General features: G+C 39.7%; 7 protein-coding genes. 2 read left to right on the top strand and 5 right to left on the bottom strand.

Annotation, left to right across the window (positions count from 1 at the left end; genetic code table 11):
• Positions 1-793: 793 nt before the first annotated feature.
• Entirely contained in the window at positions 794-1,012 is a 219-nt protein-coding gene (locus tag PMEL_RS02375) for a DUF6140 family protein (protein ID WP_120173794.1), read from the top strand.
• Between the two features lie 101 nt (positions 1,013-1,113).
• Complete coding sequence (locus PMEL_RS02370) at positions 1,114-3,069, top strand: hypothetical protein (RefSeq protein WP_120173793.1); 1,956 nt, start codon at positions 1,114-1,116, stop codon at positions 3,067-3,069.
• A gap of 169 nt (positions 3,070-3,238) precedes the next feature.
• Here PMEL_RS02370 and PMEL_RS02365 read toward each other — a convergent pair whose 3' ends face one another.
• From PMEL_RS02365 to PMEL_RS02345, 5 genes are all read right to left on the bottom strand, one after another.
• Positions 3,239-5,758, bottom strand: a complete 2,520-nt coding sequence (locus PMEL_RS02365) for a zinc-dependent metalloprotease (protein ID WP_120174614.1) — start codon at positions 5,756-5,758, stop codon at positions 3,239-3,241.
• Positions 5,759-5,778: 20 nt separating this feature from the next.
• Positions 5,779-8,328: a zinc-dependent metalloprotease gene (locus tag PMEL_RS02360; protein WP_120173792.1), complete on the bottom strand. Its 2,550-nt coding sequence runs from the start codon at positions 8,326-8,328 to the stop codon at positions 5,779-5,781.
• Positions 8,329-8,335: 7 nt separating this feature from the next.
• Positions 8,336-9,763: a PKD-like domain-containing protein gene (locus PMEL_RS02355; RefSeq protein WP_120173791.1), complete on the bottom strand. Its 1,428-nt coding sequence runs from the start codon at positions 9,761-9,763 to the stop codon at positions 8,336-8,338.
• 41 nt (positions 9,764-9,804) lie between these two features.
• Positions 9,805-10,512, bottom strand: a complete 708-nt coding sequence (locus tag PMEL_RS02350) for a DUF4843 domain-containing protein (protein WP_120173790.1) — start codon at positions 10,510-10,512, stop codon at positions 9,805-9,807.
• Positions 10,513-10,879: 367 nt separating this feature from the next.
• Positions 10,880-12,337 carry a RagB/SusD family nutrient uptake outer membrane protein gene (locus PMEL_RS02345; protein WP_120173789.1) on the bottom strand — a complete coding sequence of 486 codons (1,458 nt, stop codon included), beginning with the start codon at positions 12,335-12,337 and terminating at the stop codon, positions 10,880-10,882.
• Between the last annotated feature and the right edge of the window lie 2 nt (positions 12,338-12,339).

The following is a 12,339-nucleotide window of genomic DNA, read 5'->3' as shown; positions in this document are numbered from 1 at the left end:
GCTTTAATAAGATATTAAATGTTGTTTAGTACTCCGCACCATTGGTGCGAAGCCTTAGCACGATATGTGCGAAGCCTTAACACGTCATGTGCGCAGCAACAACACAACGGATAAAAGTGAGAAGAAAGGACTTTATGGGTATGATAATGGATACAAACAACTAGTGTTAGACAGCCTGAACGGCAGGTTATAGATTGCAAAAAGCCATAGCCCAACAGCTATCAGGCATATAATAAAGGTTAGAAAGGAATATACACAACCTGTAACACAATGTTTGGGGATTACAATAAACAATTTTAAAAAGCATTTTTATAAATAAAATAACACTTTGATTTACATTAGTTCAATCACAGAATAAACTTATACTACATTATAAAAAACTACCGAAATCAACATGCTACACAAGGATTAAATTTTATTTTTATTCATTTAGTTAATTATTTCAAATATTATTACTATCTTTGCTACATATTAATTAAATAATCTCGATTCATTACAAAGAAATTAAAAACATTAGGAAGGGCATATTACCATGAACTTTTATATTAGACATTCTGCAAAATTATAGTAGCGTAAACCGAGAATAGAACTACCAAATATGTAAAATATAACAACCTCAAATGGATATTCTATTTACATATTATGTACAACTAACCTCTCATTTCCCCTATAATTATTTCAGAATAACTAATACACGAGGAGAAAGAATAGAGGTCCATGCTTTTCTAAACAGATAAATAACTATAAGCCAAATTAGGACTTCATTGGCAACCTAAAATAACAAAAAATTGATATGGCACATTTTATTATTAGGACCAAGCATACAAAAAATGTAAATGGTATTCGCATAGAACCAGGTATGCAAGTAGAAGTAATTACACAAAGTATGAGCAATCCTGTTACCACAAATGGAGGACAGCCTGTAATTGATGCATTCCACCGCATTTATGGTATTGATATCAAAAAGGCTGGATGCCTGAACACCACAGAATTAGAGGTAATAAAAATATAGAAAAAGGCTATTCATACATAGAGTATAAAGACATCTAATTACTTAATTAAGACAAAAGAATATTAGACTTACAAACAACAAACTAATTTAAATAAAGCCCTATGAGTATCGTTGATTTATTTAAGAGAGAATGTTCATTCATGAGAGATGAACATAATGGTAGTGATTGCCTTGTTTATCCTAAAATATCAGAAAAAGACAGAGCTGCTACTCGATCTAACTTTGGTATCAGCAAGGATGAAACCATTTTATTAATTAGAGATACTGGTTTCTGGAATTCGCGCGATCAAGGACTTGTTGTCACAGATGCAGGCTTCTATTGTATCGTAGATAATGATAAACCAGAGCTATTTAATTTTGGGTGGGAGAGTTTTACCGATATAACATACCAAGAGTTATGTCTACATTTTAAAAATCAAGGAGACGAAGTACCGCTTCATATGAGCTATTTTATAAAAAATTCTGATGAAAATCATATAGCACGTATTGGTAGATTGCTAGCCCGTGTATTCAAGAAAATGTCAGAAAGTGTTATTACGACCACATCAGATATTTTTGAGGCTATTGACGAGAAACACAAAAAACTAATCCAACAAAAAAACTATCCAGAAGCTTTAGAACTTTGCGATGAATGCATTAAAAACCACAAAGAATACCAATTTCTTTTCCATTCATGGATGGCTGACATATATGGATATATGAAAAATTGGCAAAAAAGCATTGAGTATTCTCTTATTGCAATTAAGGAATGTGAGGTCGAATCCATTAGTCATTCAATAATCTATCCACAATATAGTTTGTATTGTGCTCATCATGAATTAGGCAATAACAATAAAGCCCGTAAAGATTGTCTAAATGTAATGTTAAATGCAACCGACCAGACTGATGATAACAATTTACTAATTAAAGATAAGGCTGTAAAAGACTTCCAATTATATGAAAAAAATTATATAGACAATTTTCTATCTTTTCCATATAATGATAGAAAAGTCATTATGCCTGTCAAGAAATACGTAGATTTATACCAAGAGCATGTAGCTGTACTTAACATACAGAACTTACCTAACATAAACTTCCCTATGGGGCATCCCATAGCAAATCAATTATATGTTGGTCACCCACTCACTCCAACTAAGTACATTCCTTTCGAAAATTACCAGTTAGAATTAGTAGAAGATCGAATCAGAGAGTTCTGTATGCTTGCCCAAAGTCTTGGAGCAACCGAAATCTCTATTGAGTGTTTAAACTCGACAAATAGTAATCAGAATAATAGAATTAAGGTAAATAATAGTGGATCAGTTGAGACTCTATGGGTAGATGGAAAAGCAAATCAACATATTGAACGTAGTAGACACATGATAGATGAACTTAGTCGTTCTGTCAGCCTACGTCAAACTTTTGAGCCTCGCAATAAACCAACAATACCAGAGGGAATGGTTTGGTATGATAATGAACCATCATGGCAACGTTTGGTTTCACAGCGTCTTTCTGGATGTCTTACTTCACACGAAGAGAGAATTGAAACAAAAAAAAGCCAAATGTTAGAAGGACAAGAGTTATCTGCTATTAAGGCTGAAGTAAAATCTCTTTATGCTGATATGGATATTGCAATAGATAAGACTGAAGAATCAAAGTTTGCACAACAAGAGAATGCTGTATTAGCTATCAAAGTAAAGTTTGCACCTATCAGTCAACTCTTAGACAACACAAGTAAATCTCAGACACCATCTTCTAACATAACAACAGTAGAAGAGGATGAATATATAACAGAATTAAAAGAGATTCTTTCAGATGGAGATATAACACCTAGAGAGCGAAGACTTTTAGACAAAATACGTATTCAATTTGGAATCTCGGAGCAAAGAGCAAAAGAATTAGAAGATTCTTTGACAACACTCCAACTAACAGAAGAAGAACAAGAGTATCTAAACGAATACAAAGAAATAATAGTAGGTGGAGAGATTACAGAAAAAGAACGTCGCCTTTTAGATAAAATCCTCAAACTAAATGGTATCTCCCAAGATAGAGCAAGAGAAATAGAAGCAAGTGTGAAATGATAGTGTTAAGTAACTCAAAAGATACAATACAATTTCTTACTTAAGCAATGCTTACACAAGAATGTATATCATTTGAAAACCAACAAATAATAAAAGCAAAAGAAAGAGGGTATATCCAAGATACAAACGTCTAAGATATACCCTCTGAAATGTATGTTAACACGGAAGATTAATCATTCATATAACGCTGGACACGTGCATACATCAACTCATACTGAGCTTTAACGGTCGTATCCTTCGTTGTCTTAATGCGCTCCTCAAGTAGTTTCTGCAGTTTCTGTGCATAGTGGAACACATATTCAGCTGTGCGGTCGATGGTCTCTGTCCACATCGTCTCTGGTTCACCATAACCAACACCAAAGCCAAGGAAAGCCACATCCTGCATGTCATCACGCAAGCTACGCACCTTACCAACCTGTCTAACCTCAACAATGTTAGCCTTCAAACGTTCAACATAGAGTTGCTGCATGGCGATATCATCATCGTCAAGATTCTCATCACCAGCGATTGTCTTAGCCCAAACATTATTATACGTGTCTTCGCAATACTCCAATGGAGAATAAGAAGTAGAGTCAGCATAATAGCTCAATGCTAAACGCGCGGTTGCAGAAAGAGCCATTTCCTGAATACCACCTGCCAATGTCTTGTAAGGATGAGAGTTAATCTGAGGTAGACGATTCTCGATACTCTCAACACCACGCTTGCCAAACTTGCGTGCTTCCTGTAACAACCACATCGCAGCAGCACGTTGTTTCTCCTTAGGCATCACCTCATAACGAGGTATGCCTGAAGACTCAGTACTCTGATTCAGTTTGATACCGCCAATGATAGGATAAACATTACGAACGTAACCGTATGCCTGTGAGACAATCTGACGATAGAGTTTTGCCTTACGGGTGCCATCAGCACCATCCGGAATCCACTCATCGAAGTGACTGAGAATATACTCAAGGTTCTTAAGGCCGTATGTACTTGACTTCACAGCATCGTCACCGAGGTCCTCCTCAATGGCAGTTGGGTCATAACGATAGCGTGATTGCTGAAGTACGTAACGATACATTGGATCGTGCGCATGAGACTCTACGAGTGCCATCAATGGCTTCACGTCATCTCGGAAAGTCTTTGAGTTAGGGAAAACACGATATCCCCACTCGATAGCATAGTTATCATAGACACCCAACTCAGGAGGAGTCAGTGACACGCCCTTGTCTGTTGGCTGTGCAACATAGTTGAAACGAGCATAGTCCATAATAGATGCTGTTGTACCATACTTCTGTGTAAAGCTTGCAGAACGAAGCGAATCAGTTGGGATTGCAGCCGATGAAGCCATATTGTGCATCAAGCCGAGTGTATGTCCTACCTCATGTGTCACAATGTATTCGAGTGATGGTAGCAAAAGACTGTCAGGCATATCCAATGTACGTGCAGCAGGATCAATCTGTGATGTCTGAATAAATCGCCAGCTATTGATAACATTCACAACGTCATTATAAACCAATACGGTCGCTGTGATAATCTCACCTGTACGTGGATCAACCCATGAAGGACCCATTGCATTCTCTGTCGCAGTAGGTAGATAACGAATAGTAGAATACAAGAAGTTATCTGGATCGAAATTAGGATCATTGGTTGGGAAGTCCACAGCCTGCATCACATTCTTGAAACCGATACGCTCGAAAGCCTTATTCCATCTTAGAACAGCTTGTCTTATCGCAGGCTTCCACTTTTCAGGGAACGCATTATCGATATAGAACACAATAGGTTTTACAGGCTCGCTAAGTTGACCAGCAAAGTAAGCTGCTGGATCCTTAGGCTCTAAACGCCAACGATTGATAAAGCTTGCATGGTCGATAAGACTGTCATTGACGATAGACTTCGGTGTAAGGAAGTAGCCAAGACGAGTATCACTTAGACGAGGAATCATCTTATCCTCTGGTAAGAGAGCCAAAGTAAACTGTACACCAACAGAAACTGGATGATTACTAATAGCAACATTGCCACTATTACCACTCATGTTGGTAACATAGTTGCGCTCCATCGAGATACAAGCATTGTTTGCAAACGACTTCAAAGAAGTTACCTTAATCCACTCTGGCTTTAAGTCAGCATCCACACGATATGGACCAGCTACCTTTGCGATAACTGGGAAGTACTTGCTCTCTCTCAAGAAGAAAGAGGAAACATCAAAAAGAATACCACCAGTCTTCTTGTTTCTTGCCTTGATAGGAAAGCTATAGAAGTCAAGGTTACGATAGTTCGTAGCCTGTGCCTGCTTTGCCTTGTCCGTTGGTAGTGCATCGAGCAACTCTGAATTGATTGCCTGCATAACGATAGAGCTATCTTTCTCTACAAAACGAACGTGTGAAACAGAACCAGCACGAGTACCTACCTCTGCAAACTGTGGGCTTGATACAGATGAAATCGTTGCACCAATAAGCATATCACGACCGATAGAAGAAGGTGGCAACTCCATGAGGAGTTTCTCACCTGTTCTATAGAACGAAACAAATGGTCCCTTTGCAGAATCCGTCTTCTCTTCGGTTAGAATACGCTCATAGGCATCTTTCTTCACCACAGAGGTAGTGGTTGTAGCCTTCTTTTTCTTCTTCTTAAAGAAAGGGAAAGCCTGTGCTGACAGTGAAAGACTGAAGAATCCCACTGCCAGTATGGTTACATGAACCGATTTCATTGATAAAAATGAAGTCTTTTTCATTTCTTCACCTCCATTGTCTTATTGATTTTGAAGAGCATCATCTCGTAGTGTGTACGCGCTTCAAGTGGCAAATTAGCCTTCAAACACTTCTCCAAAGCAGTTCTCAACTTCAAAAGACAGTTGTAGAAGTAAAGCTCTGAATTGTCTGCGAGGGTGATATCAACAGCTGGAGCAAGATTCTGAGAAGGGTCACCAAAGCCCGGAGTAGCACCGAGGTCATCACCCTTCAAAGCCATACTTGAACCAGAGCCACCACCTGAGCCACCGTTACCAGTAGCCTTAGAGACAACACTCTGTGCCTGACTCATAAATGCACGCTGCAAAACACGCTCGCCCTGAGAAGGTGCGCGCATCTCAGCAACACTCTTAAAGAGCGTATTGTACATATCATCAAAGTACTCCTTCTGTGTGTAACTGTTTGGGTTCAAGTAAGAAGTGATAGCTACACGCATACGTGCTGCCATCAAATCGTAACCCATAAACTCCAAACTCTGGTCATAATAGCTTACTGCCAAGTAACCCTTACGCTCGAAGTCACGGTTAGCATACTTCTTGAAGCTCATCGCCTCCTGCAAACACCACAAGAGTGAACGACGCTGAAGATCCTTAGAAACAACCTGATACTGTGGTACTCCTGCTGAAATCTTCATATTGTTGAGATACATACCACCAACATTACTCAACACCTGCTTAAACAAAGAGTAACGATTCTGTGAGATCTGAAGATACAATTGCTCCTTGATACGAGTGTCCTCATCGTTCCTAATCCACTTAGAGAGATTGTTCTCAACAATAGTATAGTTCTTATTTGCAAGGTTTGCACTCGCAATCATATCGTTACCAAGTGCACCAGCTACAAGGCGTGGGTCCCACTTAGCATTGCGCTCAGCATAATAACGAAGACGTGGGTTTGTTACCTTCTTGTCAACAAATGCCTCAAGTGTATTCTTTTCCTCATTGATTGAAACATTGTCAGTATCAAAGTAACGATAGTTCCAATCAATTGTAAAGTAGTCGTACATACCAAGTCCTGTTGGAGCAAGGCGTACACCATTATCTGTTGGCTGTGCAACATAGTTATAATGAACGTCATCCATAACAGAAGGAGCAAGTCCCATTGTTGTGGTAAAACGCGCATTACGCAAAGAGTCAGTAGAATAAGTAGCTGAAGCACCAAGGTTATCCAAGAGTCCTAACATACTACCAGTTTCCTTTGTAACCAACATCTTCAAGCCCTCAGCAAACTTAGCAGCTGACAAACGATTGCTACGTACTGATGGGTCAACAGCACCTGTTTCAATCAAACGCCACTTATGTAACAACTTCTCTACATCAGAATAGATGAACATAGAAGCTGCCACAATCTCACCTGTATTAGGATTGACATGGATATCACTCTTTGGAGCAGATGAAGAACCACTTGGTATATAGCGAATACAAGAATACTGAATGTTGTCTGGGTCAAAATCGCCCTGCTTCTGTGGGAAGTCAACTACTTCAATAGCATTCTTAAAACCTATCTTTTCAAAAGCCTTGTTCCACTCAAGAACACCCTCACGGATTGGCTGTTTCCATGCCTCAGGGAAGGTATCATCCAAATAGAAACGGATTGGATTAGCAGGCTGAGTCAACTTACCCTTTGCATAAGCCTTCTTATCCTTTGGTACAAGGTTCCAACGATGAGAGAAGAAGATACGCTTTGTACCAGTTCCCTCCTGTGGTATACCCAAACGAGCAGAATAATTCACACCGATGCGTGAGTCCATAATACGTGGACGCATTGCAGACTCTGACACAAGCGCTACGCTATAACTAACACCAACAGTTGTAGGACGCTCGCCACCGATAGGCATAGACATCAAAGAAGTAGACACACCATAAGTGAAGTCATTATTAACAATAACGTTTGTATCAAAACTCTTTATGCCGCGAATGAACGAAAGTTCAGACTTTGGAGTAGCCTTGATGCTATAGTTACCATTCTTTGTAGGCATAACAGAAATGAGGTTATTTGGCTTACCCATCAAAGAGGTTACATCAAAGACAACTGCAGAGCTGTCGTTGTTATAAGCCATAATGTTAAAGCCCTGCCAAATACCATCACGATAGTTCAGAGCCAATGCCGCATCAAGGTCAGCAGAGTTTGCATTCTCCTTGAAAAGAACATTGTTTGGAGTCTTCATCACCACAGAGCTATCCTGTATGTCAAAATAGAACAACACAGGATTAGAACTTGTTGAACCAACAGTAACTGTAGATGCGTCGGTTGTTGAGGTAATCGCTCCACCAAGCATCATTTGCTTCTTCAACAAAGTACGTGGCAACTCAAAATAAATCTTGTTGTCAAGCTTATGAACAGTAATAAACATACTGCGTGCTGTCTCTGTCTTTCTATCCTTGAAGAGGCGGTCATACTTCGTCTCCTTCTTTGGTTTAGACTTTGACTTGTCATCATCAGCTTTTGCAACAGTACTTTGCAATACAAGGAGGAGCAATAATGCCCCTCCAAGTACAGAGTTCTTAAATGAGAAATTCATTCTTATCATTTGTAAGTTATTTATTTCTGAATAATGCCTTCACAATGCGTCCTGTAATATTCTGCTTAGACCAGCGCAGTGAGTTAGTCTGTGTATCATAACAGTAAAGACTACCTGGCATAGAAGCCGAAGCATCATTTGTAGCAACATAAATGAGATTATCATCATCTGAGAAAGCCATATCGACAATTGTCTCAGAACTGTTACCCACTGTGAACAGTGCTGCAGTTGGGAAGTTACTATTTGCAAGTACGTTATGTGCATAGACAGCATTGCCATTGGTGTAATAAACAATGTTCTTGCTGCGAGCAGAGCGTACTACAGAACCGTTAGCGATACCTGAGGTAGAAGGCATTGCAACACGATAAAGTACATTAGCTGCAATTCTCTTATCTGCTGTTGAAGAGTAATAGCCTGGGAAGATATATGTAAAGTAGAACATACCAGTGCTTGTCTGATTAGTAATCAAAGCAAGGTTACGCTGCTTGTTAACACTACCCATACCTACCAATGTATCACCAGTGAAGGTTCCCTTCAAGATTTCTGCTGGAACAGATGTATTCTCAATAGCCATTGCCAACAAAGAACCACGTGCATTGTCAAAGTAAGCATCGCCATGTGCATAGAAGAGGTCATCTCTCCACCATGGAGTCATGCAGTTTGCAAATGTAACTGAACCACCAGTAGAACTTGTGAAACGTGAAGTCTGTGAAATCAAGTTGGTTGTGTTCAGACCCAATGAATACAAGTTATTCTTTGTGATAGCCATTGTCTTTGGTGAACCTGGATCAGAGTTAGCCTCTACCTGTATCACCTTCTCACCAACTGGAGTCTGGAAGAGTGACAACATCTCATAGCCATCAAGCTGATAAAGTGTTGATGGATTGCCTGCTGCAATAATGAGAACATTATTTGCCTGACCACCGATAGTCTTATTCCATGCCATTGAGCAAGGTGTTCCAAAGTTAATGTTAGGGTTGTTTGGAGCCAATACGTCAAGGTGGAAGCTCTTATCAACATCCTCTGTTGGTACGTATGAAAGGATAGCCTTGCTGTTGTTTTCAGCCAAGAGATAAACACCCTTTGTATAAGCATACTCAACATTCACATTGAACTCATAAATCTGAATATTTTGACCATTGCTTAGACGAAGACGTCCAGCATAGGTACCAGAACTCTGAATAGGATAAACAAGTGCAGTATCACTTGAAACCAACTTATGATTAATCTCCCATTCGTAAGTGAGCTTCTGCTTTCCATTGCTCTGCAATACTGTTGGAGTAATCTTCAATGTATCACCCTGATTGAGCGTGTAGCTGCTGTTCAAAGGTGTCTGCAAACTGATTACAGATACTCCATCGCCTCCTTCTGTTGAATCATCCTTAATACAAGAAGAGAAGGTAAGAGCTGTAGCAGCTAAGATATATAAATATTTCTTTACCATAATTCGTGCAATTATATTAATGGTTATGCCTATGAACCTGACTACTCTGGATTAGCAGCAAAGTAAGCTTTCAGCTTCTGAATATTTCGATAGAGCTGTGTCCACTTTCTGTTGTTACGTATTGCTGACTCAAGTTCACTTAAATCTGAGTTATACAAACTTAAGAGATAACGGAACTTAGCTGGTGTATAAGCTGGAAGACCCATAGCCTGCAACGTAGGATTATCCCACCAATAAGGCTTCTCAAGTACGTTGTCAAACGTAATCGTTCTCTTAATTGCATTAGGGAAACGAACACCAAGGTCGTCAGTTGCCTCTAAACGCAAAACAAGTCGAATACTATCGTTCCTTGTATCACTAAGATTCTGACGTAAGAGTACTACACGAAAACTTGATGCAAGGCTATCAGCTGGGATTACTTGATCACTATTGATTGCCTCATAATGTACACCAGACTTCGCAGTACTGCTTGGATCAACAACAACCTTATAATGCTGATCCTGTGACTTTCTTACTCCAGCAAGTTTTACCTTTACTGTAACAGTTTCAGTAGTCACGCTGACTGGCTGTGTTCCGAACGAATAGTTATATAATGTGTCAGAAGCATTTGTGAGGTCGAAATAAACCTGATTTCCTCCTTCATAAGTACCATCCTTTGAATATTCGCCTTTGTATTCATCGTTTGAACACGCTGTCAACGACAGTGCAACGACACCGATAGCGAAGAAGTTTATGATTGATTTATACATAATCATTTGTTTTTTAGTGTTATCCGATAAGCATCTCCCATGTAGGTTAGCCTTTCTTCTCTTACCATATAGGCTTATAAGAAACTGAACTTTCTATGTTTTACCGATGTGTTAAGGTCGAACACGGGTGGTGCTAAGGCCTAACACACATGGTGCTCTTGCTTAGCACCAATGGTGCTGCATATTAATCAGCCCATTTAAAAGCCTATACTTTTTAAGTATTATCGGATTACAATATTCGTTTTTATGTTTATAACTCTTCTTTTATACATTCAAGTCAGTGATTTAGCTATGCTGAACGCTTTCTACAAGTTGTCTTGTTCTTGTCATTTAGCAGTGCTAAACCAAACTGACTCTTTGATATGAACTATTCGTTGTGTACCGCCTGATCACCATACTCCTTCTCTCTCTCTGGCCAAGGGAGGTTGAAGATAGCATCAGAAGGCTGATACGTGTCAATATTTCTGAAGTCTGTGAAACTACGGTTGTAGTGCTTCAACGCATAGAATGTCTGTCCCATACCAGGGAACTCACGCATACGTTCACGCATCATCTCCTGCTCGAAGAGAGAACGTGTAGCCACCTTAGTTGCATCAACATCACCCAATCCCCTACTCTTTCTTACCTGATTGAGCAGATTGATTGCCTCTGTCTGATTTGAGTCATAAAGACTTTCGCTCAAGATGTAATACATCTCTGGCAAACTGATTAACACAAAGCCTTTCAATACACCTCTTGTAGCCTCAGCATCATTCTGAATCAAACGGATAAAGCTGAAAGATGAGGTTGAACCTGACGTATTCTCTCTAAAGAAAGAGGTAAAACGGAGGTCAGAGCTAAGTGCTGTAAAGAGGTCGGTCTCATAGAGACTACGTGTATCACGGCGACCCTCAACAAACGATCCAAAACCAGTAGAGCGCAAGAACGCTGTACGAATTGACATTGAACGGTCGGCAGCATAAACACCGAAAATCATCTCCTTACTTGCAGGGAAACGCATCACAGAATCAAGTGATGTACTTGTATTCAGCTTAAAATTCTGTGTTGCATTGATGACTTCACGAGCATACTGTGCAGCTTCTGTATACTTACCCATAGCGTAGTAGACACGAGCTTTGGTCGCCTTTACAGCATACTTGTTGAAAAGTATCACACGACCCTTACTGTAATCACGTACGAAAGTATTATCGTATGTAACATCATTGTCATCAGTCAACAATGAATCAGCCTGATTCAAGTCCTTAAGAATAAGGTTGAATGTTGCCTGCAAGGTGTAACGTGGGCGGTTCTTCAAATTGAACTCTGTTGCGTATGGCAGACCAAGAGTGCTTGCATCACTGCGCGTATAGTCTGTACAATAGAGGCGAGCGAGGTCGAAATGCATAAAGGCACGCAGACCCAAGGCTTCACCATGAATCATCTTACGTTCTTGTGCACCTGCACTAATATCATTAATGTGCTTCAACACATTGTTGACATTAGAGATATTGTTGTACATATTGTTCCAAACAGCATCCACGATGTTACGTGCTTGCTGATTGGTATATTGATAGCGGTTAAGATAATAACTAACATCTTGTGTGTTGTCATAACCGAACTGCTGACCTAACTCATCCACCATACCCCATGAAAGGTTACTACCATAGAGATTTGATGAAGCCAACTTACCATAGATACCAAACATAGCATCCTCATAACCAGTAAGGTCAGTAAACATCTCGTCATCTGTTAGCTGTCCTTTTGACTGTACATCCAAGAAGTCGCTGCACGATGTCAGCAGTGCAAGCGCCATAGATATTCCTATATATTTCGTTATCTTCTTCATTG

It is taken from the genome of Prevotella melaninogenica (assembly GCF_003609775.1).
Taxonomy (GTDB): Bacteria; Bacteroidota; Bacteroidia; order Bacteroidales; family Bacteroidaceae; genus Prevotella; species Prevotella melaninogenica_A.
The sequence above is the reverse complement of the archived record's forward strand: the minus strand, read 5'-3'. Positions and strand labels throughout refer to the sequence as shown.

Bases quoted from the DNA above. Each gene is read 5' to 3' on its own strand.
- PMEL_RS02375 (WP_120173794.1), top strand. From the start codon at position 794: ATGGCACATTTTATTATTAGGACCAAGCATACAAAAAATGTAAATGGT.
- PMEL_RS02370 (WP_120173793.1), top strand. From the start codon at position 1,114: ATGAGTATCGTTGATTTATTTAAGAGAGAATGTTCATTCATGAGAGAT.
- PMEL_RS02365 (WP_120174614.1), bottom strand. From the start codon at position 5,758: ATGAAATCGGTTCATGTAACCATACTGGCAGTGGGATTCTTCAGTCTT.
- PMEL_RS02360 (WP_120173792.1), bottom strand. From the start codon at position 8,328: ATGATAAGAATGAATTTCTCATTTAAGAACTCTGTACTTGGAGGGGCA.
- PMEL_RS02355 (WP_120173791.1), bottom strand. From the start codon at position 9,763: ATGGTAAAGAAATATTTATATATCTTAGCTGCTACAGCTCTTACCTTC.
- PMEL_RS02350 (WP_120173790.1), bottom strand. From the start codon at position 10,512: ATGTATAAATCAATCATAAACTTCTTCGCTATCGGTGTCGTTGCACTG.
- PMEL_RS02345 (WP_120173789.1), bottom strand. From the start codon at position 12,337: ATGAAGAAGATAACGAAATATATAGGAATATCTATGGCGCTTGCACTG.